The sequence below is a fragment of the Streptomyces dangxiongensis genome (assembly GCF_003675325.1).
GTDB classification, from domain to species: Bacteria; Actinomycetota; Actinomycetes; order Streptomycetales; family Streptomycetaceae; genus Streptomyces; species Streptomyces dangxiongensis.
Map to the genome: position 1 here is coordinate 6,577,572 of NZ_CP033073.1, position 22,521 is coordinate 6,600,092.

Consider the following 22,521-nt stretch of genomic DNA (forward strand, 5'->3'; position numbering starts at 1 on the left):
GCAGTGCCGTGCGAAGGCGCGGGGCGGCCGGTCCGGGCGGTCAGACCCAGACGCCGCGGTCCTCCATGACCTTGCGCAACATGTCGATGTGGTCGGTCATGATGCCATCGACCCCGAGATCCAGGAGCCGGTGCACGCGCCGGGGTTCGTTGACCGTCCACACGTGCACGTGCAGCCCGCGCGCATGGGCGGCGCGCACGAAACGCTGGTCCACGACGGGCACCCCCGACTGCGCCTCGGGCACCTGCGCGGCCACGGCCGACCGGCGCACCGCGCCCGGCAGTCCCCAGGAGCGCAACCGCAGGTTCAGCACGCCGCGCGTCCCGAACGAGGTGGCCAGGCGCGGTCCGCCCAGCCGCTGGGCCCGCAGCACCCGCGCCTCCGAGAAGGAGCCCACGCACACCCTGTCCCAGGCGTCCGCTCGCTCGATCAGCCCCAGCAGGGGCCGCAGCGCCGGCTCCGCCTTGACGTCGACGTTCCAGCGCACCTCGGGGAAGGTGTCCAGCAGCTCCTCGAACAGCGGCACCGGTTCCCGGCCGCCCACGCGCACGTGCCGTATCTCCGCCCACGGCAGGTCGGCGATCCGGCCCGCCCCGTCGGTGACCCGGTCCAGGGTCGCGTCGTGGAAGGCGACCAGCCGGCCGTCCGCCGAGACGTGCACATCGGTCTCGATGTACCGGTAACCCAGTTCCACCGCGCGGTGGAACTGCGCCACGGTGTTCTCCAGACCGTCGGCGGCCCCGCCCCGATGGGCGAAGGCGATCGGGCCGGGATGGTCCAGGTACGGGTGGCGCGGGGCCGGTGTCGTGAGGGTCACGGACGCAGTATGGCCCCCTACGGTGTCGCCGTGGCGACCACCGCCCTGCCGGCCGGTGCCGCCGGCACGGCGAACACCCGCAGGAACCGCTGGACCAGCGGGCCGATCGCCACGGCGTACAGCAGGGTGCCCACGCCGATGGTGCCGCCCAGGACGAAACCGGTGACCACCACCGTCACCTCCACCGCCGTCCGCATCAGCCGGACCGACCGGCCGGTGCGCCGGTGCAGACCCGTCATCAGCCCGTCGCGCGGGCCGGGCCCGAAACTCGCCGCGATGTACAGACCGGTCGCCACGCCGTTCAGCGCGATCCCCGCCAGCATCAGCGGGACGCGTACGGCGAGGGAACGCACGTCCGGGACGAGCGCGAGCGTGCCGTCCATGGCGAGGCCGACCACGAAGACGTTGGAGACCGTGCCGAGCCCGGGCCGCTGGCGCAGCGGGATCCACAGCAGCAGCACCGCCGCGCCCACGATGATCGACACCGCCCCGATGCTCAGCCCGGTCAGCTCCGCGAGCCCCTGGTGCAGCACGTTCCAGGGCTCCAGACCCAGGCCCGCCGCCACCAGCAGCGCGGAACTCGCGCCGTAGAGCATGAGCCCGGTGTAGAGCTGGATCAACCGTCGTCCGACATGGCGGCCGGGAGCGGACACGACATACCCCCCTGGGTAGTGGAACTGGACTGACGCATGCCACTCTGTGGCTTGGGATGGAACGCCATCCATGGCCAATCCGGGGAAGGTGGACTGATCTTCATGGCGCAGTGGACCTCGGCGGTGGGAGCCGCACAACTCGCCAGGCTCCTCAATTCCCAACAGGACCGCCCGGCCGGCCCCGGCACCCGCCGTCCCCCCGCCTATCGTGCCCTCGCCGACGGCATCCGGCTGCTGGTGCTCGAGGGCCGCGTCCCGGTGGCCGCCCGCCTCCCCGCCGAACGCGAACTCGCCCTGTCCCTCTCCGTGAGCCGCACGACCGTCGCCGCGGCCTACGAGGCGCTGCGCGGCGAGGGCTTCCTGGAGTCCCGGCGCGGAGCCGGGAGCTGGACCGCCGTACCGGCCGGCAACCCGGTCCCCGCCCGGGGCCTGGAACCGCTGCCCCCGGAGGCCCTCGGCTCGATGATCGACCTGGGCTGCGCCTCGCTCCCGGCGCCCGAGCCGTGGCTCACCCGGGCCGTGCGGGGCGCCCTGGAGGAACTGCCGCCGTACGCCCACACACACGGCGACTACCCGGCCGGTCTGCCCGCCCTGCGCTCGATGATCGCCGAGCGGTACACCGCGAGCGGCATCCCCACCATGCCCGAGCAGATCATGGTGACGACCGGCGCGATGGGCGCCATGGACGCCATCTGCCATCTCTTCGCGGGCCGCGGCGAGCGCATCGCGGTGGAGTCCCCGTCCTACGCCAACATCCTCCAGCTCATGCGGGAGACGGGCGCCCGGCTCGTCCCCGTCGCGATGGCCGAGGGACTCTCCGGCTGGGACATGGACCGCTGGCGCCAGGTCCTGCGCGAGGCCGCACCCCGCATCGCCTATGTCGTCGCCGACTTCCACAACCCCACCGGGGCGCTCGCCGACGAGGACCAGCGGCGCCGGCTGGTGGACGCGGCCCGCTCGGCCGGCACGGTCCTCGTCGCCGACGAGACGATGACCGAGCTGTGGCTCGACGAGGAGTTCCGGGCCGGCGGCATGCCCCGGCCGGTGTGCGCCTTCGACCCGGCCGGCTCCACGGTGATCACGGTCGGCTCGGCCAGCAAGGCGTTCTGGGCGGGCATGCGCATCGGCTGGGTGCGGGCGGCGCCGGACGTCATCCGCAGCCTGGTCGCCGCCCGCGCGTACGCCGACCTGGGCACGCCGGTGGTGGAGCAGCTAGCCGTGAACTGGCTGTTCAGCACCGGGGGCTGGGAGCAGGCGGTCGACCTGCGCCGCGCCCAGGCCCGCGAGAACCGGGACGCCCTGGTGGCCGCGGTCCGCCGGGAACTGCCCAGTTGGGAGTTCGAGGTGCCGCGCGGTGGCCTGACCCTCTGGGTACGCGCCGGCGGCCTCTCCGGCTCCCGCCTCGCCGAAGCGGGCGAACGCACCGGCGTCCGCGTCCCCTCCGGCCCCCGCTTCGGCGTCGACGGCGCGTTCGAGGGCTACGTCCGGCTTCCGTTCACCGTCGGGGGAGCGGTGGCGGACGAGGCGGCTTCCCGGCTCGCCGCCGCGGCCCGGCTGGTGGAGTCGGGCGCGACGGGAGCGGGGGAGTCACCGCGGACGCTGGTGGCGTAGGGGGGCGCGTGACGGGCGCGCGTCGCCCGCGTGCTGCTGTCCGCGTCCCTGCGGGGGGCACCCGCGTGCTGCTCCGCGCCCCGTGGGGGTCGCCCGTGCGCTGGTGTCCGCGTCCCCGTGGGGTCGCCCGTGCGCCGCGGCTTCCCGGACAGCACATCTAGGCGGTCTCGGCGCCCACGGCCTCCGCGGTCAGCGGTGTCCGCTCGACCGCCGACTGCGCCGGTCGCGTCGGCTCCGTCGGCTTCGTCATGTCCACCGGCACCGGGTCCTCCGCGTCCGCGGGTGTGCTCCGCGTCGGCAGCAGTGCCAGCACCGCCTGCCGGTCGGCGTCGCTCGTGGCGTCGTCGTAGGGATCCGGTGTCCGCGGGACCTGGAGCCGGTGCACCGGACCGGACCCCAGCCGGGCGTACCCCCGCCCGGGGGGCATGTGTACGAGCGGAGTGGTGTGCGGGGGCACGCCGAGCACCATCTCCACCTGCTGCGGAGCCGCGGCCCCGAGCACCACACGCGCGCGTGTGTGCTGCCGTACCGCCTCGCTCAGCGCCTCCCCGCTCTCGAACTGCTCGGCGACGACCACGGTGACGTTCGCCGCGCGGCCGTGCCGCAACGGCACCTGGAGCAGGACCTGCGGGTCCTTGCGGCCCTGCGCCCCCGCGAGGTGGGCGAAGACCCCCGGCCGGTCCAGCAGGATCCACAGCGGGCGCCGGGTGTCCTCGGGCGGCGGCTCGCCCGCCTGCCGGGCCAGGTTGATCGCGATGAGCCGCCGCTCGGTCTCCTGCGCGGCCCACTCCAGGCTGGCCAGTGCCCCGGCGAGGGCGCACTCCACCGCGAGTACGCCGTCCCGGCCGGTCAGGCACGCGTACTCGCCGGTGCCGCCGCCGTCGACGATCAGTACGTCGCCGTACTCCAGGGCCTGGAGGGCGATGGAGCGCAGCAGCGTGGAGGTGCCGCTGCCGGGATGGCCCATGGCCAGCAGGTGCGGCTCGGTCGAGCGGATGCCGGTGCGCCAGACGATGGGCGGGACGTCGATCCGTTCCTCGCCGTACGAGAGCGGGAGCGTGCGCTGGACCTCGCTCGGGTCGGTGAAGCCGAGGACGGTCTCTCCCGGCGCCGTGACGAACCGCTGGGCCGGGACGTCGGCGGGCAGCGGGGCGAGCACGGTCACGGTGAGCCGGTTGCCCTCCTCGTCCCACGCGAAGTGGTACTCACGGCCCCGGCCGGCCTTCGCGGTGAGCAGGTGTTCGATCCGCGCGCGGGCCACCGGCTCGCCGTCCGGGAAGTAGGCGGGGTAGCGGATCACGAGATGACCGACGCGGCCGGAGTCATCGAACTCGTGGTCCGTGAAGGCGTTCTCCCATCCCCCGCCGTGCGCGTACAGCGGCGCCGGGTCCTCGGGGCCGGAGAAGTACGGCACCAGGGCCTCGTACAGCGCCTGGAGCCGTTCGGACTGGGACTCGTCGGGCCCGTCGGATGCCGACGGGGTGCGGTCGCGGCCCTGCCAGGCCGCCGCCGCCATCACGGTGATGACGGTCAGCAGCGGCCCGTACGGCACCAGGGCCACGACCAGGACCAGGGAGGCCACCAGGAACAGCAGCGGCCCGCGTCTGTCCTTGGGGGTGTCCACCCACCTGCGCCGCCCGGCCGAGGCCAGCCGGCGCAGTCCACGCGAGACGGTGATCAGCGGGTGGAGGACGTCGGTGGCGCTGTCGGCCGCCGTCCGGGCCAGCTCCCGGCTCCGGGCGATCTGCGTCCGGGCGATCTGCGCGCTGTCTTTGCTCAGAATGCGGGGGAGAGGGCGCCGGGCCACTGCTGTCTCCTGATCGTGCGTGCGGGCGTGAGGGGCGGGGTCAGAACTTGATGCCGCCGAGGAGGCTTGCCAGGCTCTCGCCGCCGGCCTTGATGCTGGGGGCGATGGCCGTGCTCGACAGGTAGAAGCCGAACAGCGCCGTGACCGCGGCGTGCGAGCCCTTCAGTCCGTCCTTGCGGAAGAAGAGGAAGACGATGGTGCCGAGCAGGAACACGCCTGACAGGGAAAGGATCATTTCGGGCCTCCTGGTGTCGAGGGTGGGGTGCAGTCACCATGAGTTGTTCCAGGATCACAGGATGTATCCATACGATTAAAGGTGCAACTGGGTGAAATGCGGCTGATTTCCCCCACATGGCAGAGCTGTCCCAGCCCCTTTGACCAGGCCGGTCGCCTCCGGCGGGCGCTGTTGGCGATCTTTACCTCGGGCACATCGGGTCATGTGCCGCAGGAGCCAGTACGCTGGCGATTCACTCGTACGGCCGCGCTCCGCTCGCTGCCGTACGCTCGCTCGGTCCCGAAGCGGGCGCCGGGCGGCCCCTGAGCAGTCCCCGAGCAGTCCCGCATACGCAAGGAGAGGCGGTCCGGCCGATGAGTGAAGCCCCCGACCCCGAGGTCGTGGAGCTGGCGACCAAGATCTTCGATCTGGCGCGGCAGGGGCAGACCGAGGCGCTCGTCGAGTACGTCGACGCGGGCGTCCCTGCCAACCTCACCAACGACCGCGGCGACTCCCTGGTGATGCTCGCCGCCTACCACGGCCACGCCGACGCGGTCCGCGCGCTGCTCACCCGCGGCGCGGCGGCGGACCAGATCAACGACCGGGGCCAGACCCCGCTCGCCGGAGCCGTCTTCAAGGGGGAGACGGCCGTGATCAAGGCCCTGCTGGAGGGCGGGGCCGACCCCGCCGCGGGAACGCCGTCGGCCGTCGACACGGCCCGGATGTTCCGCAAGACGGAGCTTCTGGAGCTGTTCGGCGTCAGCTGACGACGACGTCCCGACCAGATACGACACGCAAAACGGGGGAGGCGGTAACAGGCCGCCGGAAATACGGTCGCGGCAGGACACACCGCGGGTCATCATGACGACGTGATTCACGGACGCGATGGCCGGGCAGGTGATGCCGCACCGCGCGGGCCGTGATGCGGTCCGCATGGGCCACCGACGAGAGGCAGAGAGATGGTCTACAGCGAGCAAGAGACGGCGGGCACTCCGACGTTGTGTCACGCGGCCAGGTAATGCGTGGTTCCCGGTTGCGTCGACGCTTGATGTGAGGCTGTTTCCCATGTTCGATCCGGTCATAGCGCCCAGCGGTACGCTGCTCGGGCTGCTCCAGCGCGGCCGTGGCGACGGCACGCTGCACGCGCTCACCGCCCCGCGGGCCGAAGCGCTCGCGGCCCTCGACCACTGTGTGCTGCGCGATCCCCGCCACGACTGGCAGCTTGAGAACCGCTCCCTGTACTACGCCCGCCTCCACCTCGACCTGAACGGCGAGCTGGACGCCATGGAGGCGCACCTCTTCGGCGCGCAGGACGTCCTCGACACCGACGAGTCCCGTACCGGCCTCGCCCTGGCCGTCCTCGGCCACCTCGCCTCCTACGGCCGACGCGACGCCCTCGAACTGCTGCGCAGGTATGCCGCCCAGGGGTCCAACTGGGCCTGGGCGCTGGACGAGCTGGCCCTGCGGGACGACGACGCGGGCCTGCGTGCCCTCGCCGCCCCCGTCCTGGCCCGCTTCGCCACCGATCCCGAGGGCGAGGCCGAGCTGGCCGCCGCCGTGCGCGACGCCTTCGAGCCCCGGCCCTGGCGGCTGTGGGCCGAGGATCCGCGGCCCTCGATCGCCACGCGCGTGCGTGCCGCGCAGGAAACCGGCTGTTTCGACCGCTGGCAACGCCAACTGCGCCCCACCGGGCCCCGCCCGGGGTGGAGCGTCCGCGCCGTCTTCGAGTGGGCCCAGCAGGGCATGGAGCGCGGCGCCGCCCTGTACGTGCCCGCCGCCCGCTGTCTGGTCGCCGTGGCCGGCCCCGAGGACCGGCCCGAGATCCTCCGGGCCGCGCGTGACGGCATCGACGGAGCCCGCTGCACCGCACTGCGCTACCTCGCCGACGGCAACGATCCCGGCGCCCTCGACCTGATCGAGGCCGCGGTCGCCGACGGCACGCCGGCCGTCGTGGAGGCCGCCGTCGACGCCTTCGAACGGATGCGCAGTGTCGCCGCCGTCGACCGCGCGCGCCGCTGGGCCCAGCGTCCCGACGCGCTCGGTGCCGCCGCCGGCCGCGTGCTCGCCTGCCGCGGGGCCGCCCGGGACAGCGACCTCGTCCTCGGCGCCCTCCGCGAGGCCGTACGCGGCGAGGGCCCGGACGCACCCACCCTGTGGACCCTCGTCGACGGCGCCGGACGCCTCGGCATCGCCTGCGCGGCGCCCGTGCTGCGCCACGTCTACCGCGAGACGGCCTCCTCCCACCTCCGCGGCCGGGCCGCCCGCGCGCTGGCCGCCACCGACCCCTCCTTCGCCACCGGCTTCGCCGTCGAATGTCTGTGGGACTGCGAGGAGACCACCCGCGAACTCGCCGCCCGGCACGCCGAGACCGGTGACGCCCGTGTCGTCGAGCGACTGCGCCGCCTGGCCGCCGATCCGGCCGAGGAAGCGGAGGTGCAGACAGCGGTCCGCAGCCGCTTCGGCCCCGACGCGACGCTCGGCTGAGGTCCCGGGCGCGCCGGCTGAGCCCGCGCCCTCGTCGACGCTTCCCCCGCTCCTTGCCCGGGCGGGCGGCCGTCCGTCGTACGGACACCGGGTGACCCGCGGGTCAGGCGGTCATGACGGCCGTCCGGTCCGCACCGGCCCGCACCTCCCGCACCGGTGTGCGGGCGCCCGCGGGCGAACGCTCACGGGACGTTCCCCGCGCCGACAGATCCTAGTTGACGCGGGCACGCCCAGCGCGGCGACAACACCCGTATGCATGTCGTCATCGTGACCGAATCCTTTCCCCCCGATGTGAACGGGGTCGCCCACTGCGCGCTCCAGACCGCCCGGCACCTCGTGGAACGCGGTCACCATCCGCTCGTCGTCGCCCCCGCTCCCGCCGCACCCGGCGCCGCCGCGGACGCGGACGCTCCCTGCCCGGTCGTCCGGGTGCCCTCCCTGCCGCTGCCCGGCTACCCCCAGGTACGCGTCGCCCTGCCCAGCCGACGCCTGACCGCGACCCTCGTCGCACACCGCCCCGACGTGGTCCATCTCGCCGGCCCCTTCGTCCTCGGCGCCCGCGGCATGGCCGCCGCCGCCCGGCTCGGCGTGCCCGCCGTCGCCGTCTACCAGACCGACCTGGCCGGCTACGCCCGCACCTACATGGGCGTGGGAGAGGCCGCCGCCTGGCGGCGGCTGCGCGCCGTGCACGCCGCCGCCGACCGCACCCTGGCCCCCTCCAGCGCCGCCCTGACCGACCTGAAGGCGCACGGCGTACCCCGGGTGCGGCTGTGGCCGCGCGGCGTGGACACCGTACGTTTCCGGCCACAGCATCGGGACGAGGCGCTGCGCCGCTCCCTCGCCCCGGACGGTGAACCGATCGTCGGCTACGTCGGCCGGCTCGCCCCCGAGAAGCACCTCGAACTCCTCGCCGGGGTCTGCGCGCTGGCGGGCGTGCGGCTCGTGGTGGTCGGCGACGGACCCAGCCGGCCGCACCTGACCGAGGCCCTGCCCGGCGCCGTCTTCCTCGGCCGCCGCACCGGAGACGATCTCGCCCGGATCTTCGCCTCGCTGGACGTGTTCGTGCACACCGGCCCCCTGGAGACGTTCTGCCAGACCGTCCAGGAGGCCATGGCCAGCGGTGTCCCGGTCGTCGCGCCCGCCGCTGGCGGCCCGCTCGACCTGGTCGCCCACGGCCGCACCGGCCTGCTCGTCCCGCCGCGCGACGCCCGTGCCGTCCAGGAGGCCGTCGGCGCCCTGGCAGACGATCCCGGGCGGCGGGCCGCGTACGGCGCCGCGGCCCGCGCGACGGTCGAGGGCCGCACCTGGGCCGCAGTCGGCGACCGGCTCATCGCCCACTACGACGACGTACTCGCGGCCCGGAAGACGGCGGTGGCGGCATGACCGGCCGGCCCCTGCGCATCGTCCGGCTCGCCAACTTCGTCACCCCGGCATCCGGTGGCCTGCGCACAGCCCTCAGGGAACTGGGCAAGGGCTTCCGGGCCGCCGGCCACGAACCGGTCCTGATCGTGCCCGGCGACCGGCACACCGACCGCGACACCGAGCAGGGCCGGGTCATCACCCTGCCCGGCCCGCTGCTGCCCGGCACCGGCGGCTACCGCGTCCTCGTCGACAGACGGCGCGTGGCCGCCGTACTGGAGGAACTGGTCCCGGACCGGCTGGAGGTCTCCGACCGGACCACGCTGCGCTGGACCGGCCGTTGGGCCCGCCGCGCGCGTGTCCCCGCCGCGATGGTCTCCCACGAGACCGCCGACGGCGTGCTGCGTACCTGGGGCCTGCCCGGGACCGTCGCCCGGCGCGCCGCCGACGGCCTCAACACCCGGACCGCGCACGTCTACTCACGGGTGGTGTGCACGACGGAGTACGCCGAGCGCGAGTTCGTACGCATCGGCGCGCGCAACGTCGTACGCGCTCCCCTCGGCGTCGACCTGAGGGAACGGCATCCCGGGCTGCGCCACCCGGGACTGCGCGCACGGCACGCCCGCGGTGACGAGGCACTGTTCCTGATGTGCTCCCGGCTGTCCGTGGAGAAGCGGCCCGGTACGGCCCTGGACGCCTTGGAAGCGCTGCTGCGGCGGCGCGGGCGGCGCGCGGTGCTCGTGGTGGCCGGGGACGGACCGCTGCGGGCCCGGTTGGAGCAGCGCGCCCGGCAGCGCGGGCTGCCGGTGACCTTCCTCGGGCACGTCTCCGACCGGGCCCTCCTCGGCGCGCTCCAGGCGTCCGCCGACATCTGCCTCGCGCCCGGGCCCGCCGAGACGTTCGGTCTCGCGGCTCTGGAGGCCATGGCGTGCGGTACGCCCGTCGTCGCGAGCGCGTCCTCCGCGCTGCCCGAGGTCATCGGGTCCGCGGGGACCGTCGCGGCCGGCGGCGGGGAGGCGTTCGCGGACGCCGTGGAACTGCTTCTGGAACGCGGTGAGCCCGAGCGCCGGGACGCGGCACGCGCGCGTGCGGAGCGCTTCGGCTGGGCAGCGGCCGTACGGGCGTTCCTGGCCGCCCACGACGCCGAGATCCTCCACGGTGCCGCACCCCGTCCCACCCTGCCGGGCGGCGTGGCCTGACCCGGACACCGGTGACCCAAGGGCCCTGTCCCGGGCCTTCCGGTACGGGGCCGGGCCACATGGGTGCCGGGCAACCGCACGGCCCTGCCGCGGGCCCCCGGTACCGTGCCGGGCGGCACCGGTGGCGTACCGGCACGCGCGTCCCGGCTGCGGAGAGCCGGAACCCGTGGCGCCCCGCCTGCGAGGGCACGGGTCCGCCGGCGCGCCGGGGTCAGCGGCGGCGGACCGGTACGAAGCGGACCGGGATGCCCGGCAGTGCCTGGGCGGCGGCCGGGAGGTCGGCGGCGCGGACCACGGCGATCACCGGGTAGCCCCCCGTGGTCGGATGGTCCGCGAGGAAGACCACCGGGCGCCCGTCCGGCGGTACCTGGACCGCGCCGAGGACCAGGCCCTCGCTCGGCAGCTCCCCGGTCCGGGCCCGCTCCAGCGAGGGTCCCTCGGTGCGCAGGCCGATGCGGTTGCTCGCCGCCGAGACGCGGTACGCGCGCGTGGTGAGATCCCGGACCGCCCGCGCCGTGAACCAGTCCTCGCGCGGTCCCGGCGTCACGCGCAGCACGAGTTCGGCCGGCGGACACGGCTGCGGAACGCCGTCCACGCGCGCGGGAGGACCGGCCGGGACGCCCAGCGGCAGCGTCATGCCGTCCGCGAGCGGGGCCGGGCCCAGGCCGGACAGCAGGTCGGTGGCCCTGCTTCCGAGCACCGGCTCGACGGCGATGCCCCCGTCGACCGCGACGTAACCGCGCACTCCTGCCGTGGCCGCGCCCACCTCCAGCAGCGCCCCGGCCGGCACGACGACCGGGGCGCCCCACGCCGCAGGCCGGCCGCCCACCGACACCGGACAGGGCGCGCCGCCGACCGCGACGGTCACCGTGGCACGGGGACGCAGGACACAGCCGTCGAGGGTGGTCTCCAGGACGGCGGCGTCCGGCGGGTTGCCGACGAGCCGGTTCACGAGCGCCGCCGCCGGGGGGTCGAGCACCCCGGAACGCGGCACACCGAGGTGCGCGTACCCCGGCCGCCCACGGTCCTGCACGGTGGTCAGCGCCCCGGCACGCACGACCAGCAGCGCACGGTCACTCATACGCCCTCCCGCACGCGCGGCGCGCCCCGGTCACGGTCCCTCCACCGGAACGAACCGCACCCGCGTCCCCGGCGCCAGCAGCGCGGCCGGTACCCGGTCGGGGTCCCACAGGACCGCGTCCGTCGTGCCGATCAGCTGCCAGCCACCCGGCGAGGAGCGCGGGTACACGCCCGTGTACGGCCCGGCCAGCGCCACGGCACCGGCCGGGACCGCCGTGCGCGGGGTCGTGCGGCGCGGGACGTGGCAGCGGGCCGGAAGCCCGGTGAGATAGCCGAATCCGGGGGCGAACCCGCAGAACGCCACGGTGAACTCCGTGTCCGCGTGGACACGGGCCACCTCCCGCTCGGGCACCTGCCAGTGCGCGGCGACCTCCGCGAGGTCCGGGCCGTCGTAGCGCACGGGCAGTTCGACCAGCTCGCGCGCGCGTGGCGCCGCCGCGGGCACATCGCGGGTCGCCAGCTCGGCCGCCCAGCGGGCCCGGTCGGCCAGCCCGTCCAGCAGGACCGTACGGGCCGCCGGGACGATCTCGCGGACGGTGAGCGCGCCCTCCTCGCGGCACCGCAGCAGCTCCGCGTGCAGGGCCTGCGCCTCCTCCCCGCAAGCCACCTCCACCAGCAGGGCGTCGTCGCCGACGGGGAGCGTCCTCATGCGAACGCCTCCAGCCGCACACCCGCCGCCACCAGCCGCTCGCACACCCGACGGGCCAGCTCCACCGCGCCGGGCGTGTCACCGTGCAGGCACAGCGACCTGGCCCGCACCTGGATGCGCGTGCCGGAGTGCGCGGTGACCGCGCCGGAGCACGCGAGGCCCACCGAGCGCTCCACGACGGCCTCCGGATCGGTCACCACGGCACCGTCCCGGCCGCGCGGCACGAGAGTGCCCTCGTCGGTGTAGGCGCGGTCCGCGAACGCCTCCGTGACGGCCGGCAGCCCCGCTCGCGCGGCCAGTTGCAGCAGCCGCGAGCCGGGCAGGCCCAGCACCGGCAGCGCCGCGTCGGCGAGGAGCACACCCTCGACGACCGCGCCGGCCTGCTCCTGGTCGTGCACGACCCGGTTGTAGAGCGCGCCGTGCGGTTTGACGTACGCCACGCGCGCTCCCGCCGCCCGCGCGAACACCTCCAGGGCGCCGATCTGGTAGGCCACCTCGGCCGCCAGCTCGGCGGGCGGCACGTCCATCGCGCGCCGCCCGAACCCGGCGAGGTCCCGGTAGGAGACCTGCGCGCCGATCGTCACCCCGCGCGCGGCGGCGAGTTCGCACACCCGGCGCATGGTGGCCGGGTCCCCGGCGTGGAAGCCACAGGCCACGTTGGCGCTGGTGACGACGGACAGCAGCTCCTCGTCGTCGGTCAGTCGCCAGCGGCCGAAGCCCTCGCCGAGGTCGGCGTTCAGGTCGATCACGGTCATGGTGTTCTCGTGCCTTCCGGTTCTCAGGGGGTTGTCGCCCGGCGGCCTCGGTCGGCACCGGCCGGGCGGTACTGCCCGTCGCGGGCGCGGGCCACGACCGGCCGGCCCGGCGCTTGCGTGGTGACCGGGCGGTCCCCGCCACCGTTCACCCGCATCAGGCCAGCTCCTTCCCGCGCGTCTCCGGCAGCCCGAGCAGCGCCAGCGCCGCCAGGCCGTAACCGATCGCGCCGAAGACCAGCGCGCCGCCCACACCCCAACTGTCCGCGAGGAAGCCGACCAGGGTGGGGAACACCGCGCCCACCGCGCGGCCCGTGTTGTACGTGAAGCCCTGCCCGGTGCCGCGCACCGCCGTCGGGTACAGCTCGCTCAGGTAGGAGCCGAAGCCGCTGAAGATGGCCGACATGCAGAAGCCGAGCGGGAAGCCGAGCACCAGCAGCAGGGTGCCGGCGCCCTGCGGGATGTTCGCGTACACCAGGATGCACAGCGCCGACAGCAGCGCGAACAGCCAGATGTTGGCGCGCCGGCCGAGCCGGTCGGTGAGGTGGCCGCCGGTCAGGTAGCCGAGGAACGCGCCCGAGATGAGGAAGGCCAGGTAGCCGCCGGTGCCGACGACCGACAGGCCGCGCTCGGACTTCAGGTACGTCGGCACCCAGGTCGCCAGCGTGTAGTAGCCGCCCTGCACGCCCGTGGACAGCAGACTCGCGAAGACCGTGGTGCGCAGCAGACCCGGTGCGCCGTCCCGGGCCGGCCGGAAGATCGCCGCGAAGGAGCCGCGCCCCGGGTCCTGCTCGCGCGCCGCCCTCGCCGTGGGGGCGTCGTGCACCCGGCGGCGCAGCCACACCACGAACAGTGCGGGCAGCGCTCCGGTCCAGAACATGATCCGCCAGGCCAGGTCGTCACCGGCGGAGGAGAACACCAGCGTGTAGACGACCGCGGCCAGCGCCCAGCCGACCGCCCAGGAACTCTGGACCGCGCCGAGCGTACGGCCCCGGTGGCGCCCGCCCGCGTACTCGGCGACCAGGATGGCCCCGACCGCCCATTCGCCGCCGAAACCGAGGCCCTGGAGGGCACGGAAGGCCAGCAGCGTCTCGTAGGTGGGCGCGAAGCCGCAGGCGACCGTGAAGACCGCATAGGTGAGCACGGTGATCATCAGGGCCCGGACCCGGCCCACCCGGTCCGCGATCACACCCGCCGCGGCGCCGCCGACCGCCGAGGCCACGAGGGTCACGGTGGTCAACAGACCGGTCTGGCCGCTGCTCAGACCGAAGTAGGCGGAGAGCGCCACCATGCTCAGCGGCAGGGTGAAGTAGTCGTACGAATCCAGTGCGTAGCCGCCGAACGCTCCGGCGAACGCGCGCCGGCCGCCCGGGCCGAGGGCGCGCAGCCAGCCGAGCGCGCCGTCATCGGCGGCGCCTTCGGTTTCCGGGCGCATGCCGGAGGGGGACACGGACCGGGGCGGTGGGGTCGTGCTCATGGGCACCTCGCAGAGGGGGACGGAGGGTGCGGGAGGTGAGCGGTGCGGTGCGGTGGCGGTGCGATGGCGCGCGGGAGAGGTCCGGGAGCGGTGCGGCGGTCGCGTCGTACGAGAGCCGTGCCAGGCCAGCACCGTAGAGGATCGTTCAACGATCCTTCAATACCCACGTTGTTTCGTTCCCGTGCCTGCGATTGAATCCCGGCATGGCAGAGCAGCTAGCGGGACTGGCCGACGACCGTGCCCTCCTGGGACGTACGAGTACGGCGGAGCGGGTCGCGGACATCCTCAGGAGCCGCATAGCCGACGGGTACTTCCCGCCCGGCACGCGGTTGTCGGAGGACAGCATCGGCGGGGCGCTCGGGGTCTCCCGCAACACCCTGCGCGAGGCGTTCCGGCTGCTCACGCACGAGCGTCTGCTCGTCCACGAGCTGAACCGGGGCGTGTTCGTCCGGGTCCTGACCGTCGAGGACGTCGAGGACATCTACCGCACGCGCTCCCTCGTCGAGTGCGCCGTCGTCCGCAGTCTGGGCGAGCCGCCGTACCCGCTCCACGGGCTGGCCGAGGCGGTCGCCGAGGGCGAGCGGGCGGCCGTCGGGGGCGACTGGAAAGCGGTGGGTACGGCCAACATCCACTTCCACCGGGAGCTGGTCGCCCTGGCCGGCAGCGAGCGCACCGACGAGCTGATGCGCAGCGTCTTCGCCGAACTGCGGCTGGCCTTCCACGTCGTGGACGATCCGCACCGGCTGCACGAGCCGTACCTCACCCGCAACCGCCGGATCCTGCGCACCCTGGAGGCCGGGGACCCGAGCGGGGCGGGACGGCTGCTGTCGACCTACCTGGCGGACTCCTTGGACCGGGTCGTCGAGGTGTACCGGCGGCGGGTGGGCGAGGACGGCACGCGAACCTTCTGAGCCCCCTCCCCGACCCCGCCCGTCCCTTCCCGAGCCCGGCCGTCTCTCACCGAGCGCCCTTTCCGGCCTCGGCTGTCCCTTCCCGAGGGCCCTTCCGGCCCCGCCCGCCCCCTCCCGAGGGCCCGCCTGCCCAGCCCGTCCACTCTCTCCCTCCCTCCCGCCCCTTCCTTCGCAGCGTCTCTCCCCCCTCCGCGAGCCGCCCGCGGCGGCGGTTCCGCACTGCCGTGGCGGCCGGGTCGGGCCTCCTCCGAGGCCATGTCGAGCCTCCGTGACGGTCGTGGCATCTGCGTCGTTTGGGTCGATGTCAGACCGAGGACCTAGTCTGTGCACCGTGACTTCGCCTGCACCGACGGACCGTGTTCCGCCCCAGCTCAGCGCGGGGCCGCGCCCGGCTACGGGCCCGGCCGCCGACGAGGGGGCTGGCGCGTCGGCTGCGCGCGCTCGCCTGCACCGCGCCGCTGCACGACCTCGACGCCCGCAAGGCCAACCTGGCCGGCGAGTACTCGGTGTACGGCATGGCCGAGGTGGCGCTGTCCGCCATCGACCTCGTCACGCTGAACATGGACTTCGACACCGGCGCCGACCACGAGCAGATCGTCGCCCGGCTCGTCCCGCGCATCGCCGCCCAGGCCCCGCGGCGGGACCCCGGCGAGCACGAACGGGTGGCCCGCTGGGTCCTGGAGAACCTGATCAACGTCGGCAGCGTGGACCGCGGCTTCCGCGCGGTGTACGGCACCTTCGCGCCCGACGGCACGTACGTCCGCCGTGACTACGACTTCAAGCTGATCGAGGAGGTCCCCGGCCCCGGCGGCACGGTCTACCTGCGGACCACCGACGAGGCGGTCAACGTCCTCGTCGGCGCGCTCGACACCGACGTCACCAGCGCCCAGATCGCCGCCGAGGTCAAGCTGGAGGTGCTGATCAACCGCGGTCGGCTCGCCGACGCCCAGCTCGCCGCCGAACAGGCCCGCTACCGCACGGTGCAGTACTCCGAGACGCTCCGCCGGGCCCTGGACGCCACCCGGCGCAACGTCCGCGCGGTCGACTGGCTCAACGCCGTCCCCGACATGATCGCCGAGGCCCTCGACCACGTGACCGAGCGCTACCGCCACGAGAACGCCATCCTCACCAACATCCGCAAGGCCCGCGACGAGACCGAGGACACCGAGCACAAGCGCCGCGCCGCCGAACTGGTCGACATCGTCAAGGACTGCATCCGGCGCCACACCCAGCTCCAGGCGCGCCTCCTGGAGGCCGGCCCGCTGTTCCGCGCCGAACAGGACCGGCAGGCCTTCGCCACCCCGGCGGCGACCTCCGGAACGGACCTCTACGGCCATCTCCTCGCGCCCGTCCTGCCGCTGCCGCTGGAGCAGGCGATCCGGGTCACGGACGCCTTCTTCGCACACGGCACGGGGCTCAGGACGCCGGTGTCCGTCCGGGTCGCGGACCTCGTCGACATCCTGCTGACACCGCCCGTGGAGCGCGAGCACCTGGGCGCCGAGATGCCCGAGCCCGACCTGATCGCCACCCCGGACGACAGCCGGTTCAGCGAGGAGCAGCTCGCCGCGGCGACGGAGCTGCTCGACCTGCCGGCGGACGCTCCCAGAAGGCTGTCGGGACTCCTGGCCGAGGCCCGCCGGACCGGTGACCCGGACCTCGCCTACCTCGTGGCGCTGCTGGCGGTCCACGCGGCCAGCCCGCCCGTCGGCACCGCTTACCGGCAGGGCGAGCAGAAACTGCTGTTCGCCGTGGACGACGGCACCGAACTGGACGATCCCGAGTTCGGCGGGGCGGACCTCATCGTCGGCACCGCCCTGCTCGACTCCGCCGGAATGGCCGCGGACCGGACGGAAGCGGCATGAGTGAGCACGACCGTGACAAGGAGCTGAATCCGTGACCGAGCACGCCGACCGGAGTGAGCCGGAGCCCGCCGACCCGCCGGCGAACGCCGCCGTCACGCCCGCCGACGCCGCCGACGCGGCGCGACTCGTCGCCTTCGGCCTCCAGCCCAGGCTCCAGCCCGCGCGCGACCAGGAGTACACCGAGCTGCTGCGCCGCTACCGCGACGACCCGGCGTTCGCGCGGCTCGCGGACGCCGTCGCCGCCGGTCTGGGCCTCGTCGTCCTGGAGGTGTCCCCGCGCGCGGGGATGGCCGTGACGGCCGCCGAGGACTCGGTCTTCGCCGTCCGCATGGGTGACTACGCGCGTCGCACCACCGCCGACTCCGGCGACCGTTTCCTGCACGGACTCGCCCATCTCGCCGCCGCCGCACTGGCGTTCCCGCGCCCGGAGGACCTCGCCGACGACGCCTACATCGGCCGTGTCACGGTCAACGGCGTCGACGCCTTCGTCCGGCAGGCCTGCCGCCGCCTGGAGGAACGGGCCGAGGAGCAGGGCGAGAACACCGACCCGGTGACCGACGCGCCCGGCCTGGAGGCCGCCTGGCGGATCTGGGCCAGACGCAGCGCCACCGGCGCCACCAAGGACGCCCGCCGGCCGGCCGCCTCCACCACCGGCATCGTGGCGAAGGCCCTCGCCTTCCTCACCGACTCGGGTTTCCTCCAGCGCACCGGCGACGACAGCGGCGGCACCTACCGCACCACCGCCCGCTACCAGCTCCAGGTCCGCGACCTGGCCGGCAGCGCCGCCCTGGCCGAACTCCTCGAACTGGGCGTCGTCCCGGTGACCGACGGCACGGCCAGTCTGCTGCCCGCGGAGGACACCGACGACCTGGACCTGGTGGCCGACGCCGGTCTGCCGTTCCACGCGCCCTCGCACCCCTGACCACCTCACCGAACTGCCAGAAGACTGACGAGAGTCCGCCATGTACGAGCTGTCCCGGGTCCGCCTCTACTCCATCGGTCCCGCCGGTGCGCGCTACGCCGACACCGTGCTTGACCTGCGGGGTGTCGGCGAGCCCGTGCCCGACCCGGCGCCCACGCAGGCGGAGTTCTTCCAGGAGGAGCCGTCCGGCCCGCCGCGCCGGCCGGCACCCGCGGGCGTGCTGTTCCTGGAGAACGGCGGCGGCAAGTCCGTACTCCTCAAACTGATCTTCTCCGTGATGCTGCCGGGCCACCGCAACACCCTCGGCGGCGCCAGCTCCGGGGTGCTGCGCAAGTTCCTCCTCGCCGACGACTGCGGCCACGTGGCCCTGGAATGGCAGCACGTGCTCACCGGCGAGTGCGTCGTCGTCGGCAAGGTCAGCGAGTGGCGCGGCCGGCAGGTCTCCAACGACCCGCGCAAGTTCGCCGAGGCCTGGTACTCCTTCCGGCCCGGCCCCGGACTGAGCCTGGACAACCTGCCCGTCGCCGAGTCCACCGCCGTACGGCCGCCCGTCGAGGGCACCTCCGGCGCACAGGGCCGCCGCCGCACCATGAAGGGTTTCCGTGACGCGCTCATGGAGGCCGGCAAGGCCTACCCGCACCTCGAGGCGCACTGGGAGGAGATCCACGACCGCTGGAACGAGCACCTCGGCGACCTCGGCCTCGACCCCGAACTCTTCCGCTACCAGCGTGAGATGAACGCCGACGAGGGCGAGGCGGCCGGTCTCTTCGCGGTCAAGAAGGACTCCGACTTCACCGACCTGCTGCTGCGCGCGGTCACCGACACCCGCGACACCGACGGCCTCGCCGACCTCGTCAGCGGCTTCGGCAGCAAACTCGGCCGGCGCGCCGAACTGATCGCCGAACGGGACTTCACCGCCGGCTCCGCCGACCTGCTCGGCCGGATCGTGGAGGCCGCCGAGGCACGCTCACGCGCCCGGGACATCCACACCGGCGCCGAGCGCCGTACCCGCACCCTGGCCCGGCGGCTGTCCGCGCGGGCCGTGCGCGAGCGGGTCCGGGCCGCCGACCTCGCCCAGCGGGTCACGGCCGCCGCGTACGCCGTCACGCACTCCGAGGGCGCGCGCGAACGCAGCGCCCTGATCGCCGCCGAACTCGCCTACCGGCACGCCTCCCTGGCCCTCGCCGCCGCAGAGAAGTCCGCGGCGGCGCAGAAACGCGAGCTGGCCGACGCCCGCACCCTGCACGCGGCCTGGCAGGCCGCCGAGGCCGTGCTGCGCCACCGCGTCTCCGCCGACCGCGTCGCACGCGTCTCCGCCGCCATCCAGGAGGCCGAGCGGGACGCGGCCCCCGCCCTCGCCGCCCGCGCCAGGGCCGCCGTGGACCTCGTACGCGCCCTGCACGGGGCCGCCGCGAGCGCGGAGGCTCTCGCCAACGAGGAGGAGGAGCGGTCCGCCGCCCTCCAGGAGATCAGCGACGGCGCCTACCGGGACTCCACCGCCGCCGCCACCGAGGCGCAGCGCGCCCGCAGCGAGACCGGGCACCTGCGCCAGCGGCTGGCCGAGGTCGAGCAGGAGACCGCCGAGGCGGTCCGCGCCGGCTGGCTCGACGACAGCGCGCCGGACGCCGATCCGGCGCGGGCCGCGCTCGCCGCCAGCGACGCCGAGAAGACCGCCGTGGCCGCCTGGGACACGGCCCGTGAGGCCGCCCGCAAGGCCACCGAGCACGCGCGCGAGGCGGCTGCCGCAGAGTCCCGCGCGGAGCTGACCGCCGCCCGCGCGGCCGACGCGGCGACCGCCGCCGAGCGGGCGTACGAGGCGGAGCGGCGCCTGGCCGAGTCGCTGGCCGCCGAGGAACGCCTCGCGGAACTGCTGAGCCTGCCGGGCGCGCCGGGGACGGCACGCGTGGGCGTGCCGGGCCCCAGGACGGGCCCCGACGACGCCACCCCGGCCCCCGGCAGCAGCGCCCGCTCCGTCGGTGACAGCCCCCGCGCCGTCGGTGACGGTCCGCTCACCTCCGTGGAACTCGACCGCTTCGCAGACGAGTTGCGCGCACTCCTCGACGACGCCGTGTCGAGCGCCGAACGGCACCTGTTCGACCTGCGTACGGCCGCCGCCGACGACGCGCGCATCCTGGGCGCCCTCGGCGACGGCGGACTGCTGCCGCCCGGCCCCGACGTGCTGGCCACCGTGGAGTTCCTCGGTGAGCACGGCATTCCCGCGCTGCCGGGCTGGCGCTACCTCGCGCAGGCCGTCGACCCCGCCGACCACGCGCGGGTGCTCGCCGCCCGACCCGAGCTGGTCGACGGCGTCATCATCACCGACCCCGACACGCACGCGCGGGCCCGCGAGGCACTGGACGGCGCCGCCCTGCTGCCGCGTTCCGCGGTGGCCGTCGGCACCGCCGCCGCCCTCCTCGCCCCGACCCCCGCCGCCGCCCCGGACGACGTCTTCCTCGTACCGCCGAACCCGGCCATGCACGACGAGTACGCCGCCGACGAGGAACGGCAGACCCTGCGCGCCCGGGCCACCGCGCGCGACGAGGAGATCCGGACCCTCGCCGCCCGGCTCGGCAAGGACCGCGAACTGGCCGCCCGGCTCGCCTCCTGGCGCGCCGGCTGCCCCGCCGGACGCCTCACCGAACTGGCCCGGACCGCCCAGGAAGCCCGCGCGACCGCAGAGGAGAGCGAGGCCGGACTCACCGAGGCACGGACCGTGCGCGCGGAGGCCGACGAGGCCGCCGCCGAGGCCGCGCAGGTCCGCGACGAACGGCAGGAGGCCGCCCAGAAGGCCCGCCGCGCCGCCGATGCCCTCGCCGGCCTCGCCTTCCGGCTCCGCGAGCGCGCCGGCTGGCAGGCGAGACTGCGTGAACTCGCCGACGAGGCCACCGAGTCCGAGGCCCGCGCCCAGACCTGCCTGGAGCGGGCCCGGTCCGCCGACGAGGACCGCCGCGCCGCCCAGCGCGCCGCCGACGACGCCCGCCGCACCGCGCGCGCCCTGCGCGCCGAGCGCGCGGAGATCGCCGGCGCACCCGACGACGTACCGGCCGAGGACGCGGACGCACCCGAGGCGTCCCTGCCCGCCCTGCGCGAGGCCTACCGGGCCGCCTCCCAGGTCTACGAGAAGGTCGGCGTCGGCGCCGACCTGCGCGCCGAACAGGCCCGCGCGGAGAGCGACGAGAGCGCCGCCCGCGCCGAACTGGACCGGCTCAGCAACAAGGTCCGCACCCGCGCCGAGCAGTTGTTGCAGTCACCCGACGGTGCCGACGGCCCCTCCCGGCAGGCTGCCGTCGCGCGCGCGGAGGAGCTGGTGCAGCTCCTGGAGACCCGCGTGTCGACCGCGAGCGAGCAGCTCGGCCGGCTGCGCGGCGAGGCCGAGCGGTACGCGCCCGAGGACGGCGGTACGCACACCGGACTGGCCGAGGAACTCGTCCCGCGCGACGCCGAGCACGCCCAGGCCCTGCTGCGTACGGCCACGGCCGAACTCACCGCCCGCACCGAGGCCCTGGCCGAGGCCCGTGAGGCACACGCGGAACTGTTGGCGTCCCACCGCGCCGCCGAGGACGCGGCCGGCGGCTTCGACGAGATCGCCGCCATGCTCCGCGACCTGCTGCGCGAACACACCTCCGAGGAGGAACAGCAGGAACCGGAGCCCTACCCCGGCACGCTGGAGGAGGCCCGGCACTCCGCCGCCGAGGCCCGCCGCTCGCTGCGCGGCTGCGCCGCCGACCTCTCCGCCGCCGAGTCGGCCGTGCGCGAGGCGAGCGACATCCTCGTCCGGCACGCCAACTCCACGCGCTACGAACAGGTCCGCACCCCCGCCCGGCAGCAGATCCGCGAGCTGCCCGCGGCCGCGCTGCCCGAGCACGCCCAGAAGTGGGCGGACGCCTTCGCGCCCCGGCTGCGCGTCCTGACGGACGAGCTGGCCCAACTGGAGCGCAACCGCGACTCGATCGTGGACCGGCTGCGCGGTCTCGTGGAGTCGGCCCTGGCGACGCTGAGGTCCGCCCAGCGGCTCTCCCGGCTGCCCGAGGGGCTCGGCGAGTGGTCCGGGCAGGAGTTCCTGCGCATCCGCTTCGAGGAGCCGGACCAGGCCGTCCTCACCGAGCGGCTCGGCGAGGTCATCGACGAGGCGACGCGCGCGGCCGTGAGGAAGAACTCCGACCTGCGCCGCGACGGCGTGTCCCTGCTGCTGCGCGGAGTGGCGGCGGCGCTCCAGCCCAGGGGCGTGGCCGTGGAGATCCTCAAGCCGGACGCCGTACTGCGCGCCGAACGCGTCCCCGTCGGCCAGATGGGCGACGTCTTCTCGGGCGGCCAGCTACTCACCGCCGCCATCGCCCTGTACTGCACGATGGCCGCGCTGCGCTCCAACGACCGGGGCCGGGACAAGCACCGGCACGCGGGCACGCTGTTCCTCGACAACCCGATCGGCCGCGCCAACGCGACGTACCTGCTGGAACTCCAGCGCGCGGTCTCCGACGCGCTGGGCGTGCAGTTGCTGTACACCACAGGCCTGTTCGACACGACAGCCCTCGCCGAGTTCCCGCTGGTCATCCGCCTGCGCAACGACGCGGACCTCCGGGCGGGCCTGAAGTACATCAGCGTGGAGGAGCACCTGCGGCCCGGACTGCCCCAGCCGCCCCGGGCCGGAGAGACGGTGCACAGCGAGATCACGGCGACCCGGATGTTCAGGAAGCCGGCGCCGACCACGAGCTGAACCCGGCAGG

At 74.8% G+C, this 22,521-nt stretch carries 16 protein-coding genes and 1 pseudogene; 9 read left to right on the plus strand and 8 right to left on the minus strand.

The window, feature by feature from the left end; genetic code table 11:
• Positions 1-40 precede the first annotated feature (40 nt).
• Together D9753_RS29790 and yczE are read right to left on the minus strand one after the other, a co-directional pair.
• Positions 41-817, minus strand: coding sequence for a glycerophosphodiester phosphodiesterase (locus tag D9753_RS29790; RefSeq protein ID WP_121789820.1), 777 nt, complete (start codon positions 815-817; stop codon positions 41-43).
• Between the two features lie 17 nt (positions 818-834).
• Positions 835-1,413: a membrane protein YczE gene (gene yczE / locus D9753_RS29795; protein WP_121791353.1), complete on the minus strand. Its 579-nt coding sequence runs from the start codon at positions 1,411-1,413 to the stop codon at positions 835-837.
• A 159-nt stretch (positions 1,414-1,572) separates the two neighbouring features.
• Here yczE and D9753_RS29800 point away from each other — a divergent pair, with 159 nt between their 5' ends.
• Positions 1,573-3,081 (plus strand): SCO1417 family MocR-like transcription factor, encoded by a 1,509-nt coding sequence (locus D9753_RS29800; protein WP_121789821.1) that lies wholly within the window; start codon positions 1,573-1,575, stop codon positions 3,079-3,081.
• 157 nt (positions 3,082-3,238) lie between these two features.
• Here D9753_RS29800 and D9753_RS29805 read toward each other — a convergent pair whose 3' ends face one another.
• Both D9753_RS29805 and D9753_RS29810 read right to left on the minus strand, forming a co-directional pair.
• The gene (locus D9753_RS29805; RefSeq protein WP_121789822.1) at positions 3,239-4,888 is read right to left on the minus strand and encodes a P-loop NTPase family protein; all 1,650 of its coding nucleotides are present in this window, start codon (positions 4,886-4,888) and stop codon (positions 3,239-3,241) included.
• Positions 4,889-4,928: 40 nt separating this feature from the next.
• Positions 4,929-5,123 carry a hypothetical protein gene (locus D9753_RS29810; protein WP_121789823.1) on the minus strand — a complete coding sequence of 65 codons (195 nt, stop codon included), beginning with the start codon at positions 5,121-5,123 and terminating at the stop codon, positions 4,929-4,931.
• 353 nt (positions 5,124-5,476) lie between these two features.
• On the opposite strand from D9753_RS29810, the gene D9753_RS29815 reads away from it, so the two are divergent.
• The 4 genes from D9753_RS29815 to D9753_RS29830 all read left to right on the plus strand — a co-directional run bounded on the left by D9753_RS29815 (position 5,477) and on the right by D9753_RS29830 (position 10,144).
• Entirely contained in the window at positions 5,477-5,869 is a 393-nt protein-coding gene (locus D9753_RS29815; protein ID WP_121789824.1) for an ankyrin repeat domain-containing protein, read from the plus strand.
• Positions 5,870-6,167: 298 nt separating this feature from the next.
• Positions 6,168-7,586 (plus strand): HEAT repeat domain-containing protein, encoded by a 1,419-nt coding sequence (locus tag D9753_RS29820; protein ID WP_121789825.1) that lies wholly within the window; start codon positions 6,168-6,170, stop codon positions 7,584-7,586.
• 252 nt (positions 7,587-7,838) lie between these two features.
• Positions 7,839-8,969: a glycosyltransferase family 4 protein gene (locus tag D9753_RS29825; protein WP_121789826.1), complete on the plus strand. Its 1,131-nt coding sequence runs from the start codon at positions 7,839-7,841 to the stop codon at positions 8,967-8,969.
• Positions 8,966-10,144, plus strand: coding sequence for a glycosyltransferase (locus D9753_RS29830; protein ID WP_121789827.1), 1,179 nt, complete (start codon positions 8,966-8,968; stop codon positions 10,142-10,144). The genes D9753_RS29825 and D9753_RS29830 overlap by 4 nt, the downstream gene beginning before the upstream one ends.
• Positions 10,145-10,355: 211 nt before the next feature.
• Here the strand turns inward: D9753_RS29830 and D9753_RS29835 are convergent, their stop codons facing one another.
• The 4 genes from D9753_RS29835 to D9753_RS29850 all read right to left on the minus strand — a co-directional run bounded on the left by D9753_RS29835 (position 10,356) and on the right by D9753_RS29850 (position 14,102).
• Positions 10,356-11,225, minus strand: coding sequence for a 5-oxoprolinase subunit C family protein (locus tag D9753_RS29835; protein WP_121789828.1), 870 nt, complete (start codon positions 11,223-11,225; stop codon positions 10,356-10,358).
• Positions 11,226-11,255: 30 nt separating this feature from the next.
• A complete protein-coding gene (gene pxpB, locus D9753_RS29840; RefSeq protein WP_121789829.1) occupies positions 11,256-11,873 on the minus strand; it encodes a 5-oxoprolinase subunit PxpB in 618 nt (205 codons plus the stop codon).
• Positions 11,870-12,628, minus strand: a complete 759-nt coding sequence (locus D9753_RS29845) for a LamB/YcsF family protein (RefSeq protein ID WP_121789830.1) — start codon at positions 12,626-12,628, stop codon at positions 11,870-11,872. The genes pxpB and D9753_RS29845 overlap by 4 nt, the downstream gene beginning before the upstream one ends.
• 154 nt (positions 12,629-12,782) lie before the next feature.
• Positions 12,783-14,102 (minus strand): MFS transporter, encoded by a 1,320-nt coding sequence (locus D9753_RS29850; RefSeq protein ID WP_121789831.1) that lies wholly within the window; start codon positions 14,100-14,102, stop codon positions 12,783-12,785.
• Positions 14,103-14,305: 203 nt separating this feature from the next.
• Between D9753_RS29850 and D9753_RS29855 the strand changes: the two genes are divergently transcribed.
• From D9753_RS29855 to D9753_RS29870, 4 genes and pseudogenes are all read left to right on the plus strand, one after another.
• Entirely contained in the window at positions 14,306-15,013 is a 708-nt protein-coding gene (locus D9753_RS29855) for a GntR family transcriptional regulator (protein WP_121789832.1), read from the plus strand.
• A gap of 331 nt (positions 15,014-15,344) precedes the next feature.
• Positions 15,345-16,875: pseudogene (locus tag D9753_RS29860) on the plus strand (hypothetical protein).
• Positions 16,876-16,906: 31 nt separating this feature from the next.
• Positions 16,907-17,797 carry a hypothetical protein gene (locus D9753_RS29865; protein WP_121789833.1) on the plus strand — a complete coding sequence of 297 codons (891 nt, stop codon included), beginning with the start codon at positions 16,907-16,909 and terminating at the stop codon, positions 17,795-17,797.
• Between the two features lie 40 nt (positions 17,798-17,837).
• On the plus strand, positions 17,838-22,511 hold the full coding sequence (locus tag D9753_RS29870; protein ID WP_121789834.1) for a hypothetical protein: 4,674 nt from the start codon (positions 17,838-17,840) through the stop codon (positions 22,509-22,511).
• The last annotated feature ends 10 nt before the right edge of the window (positions 22,512-22,521 follow it).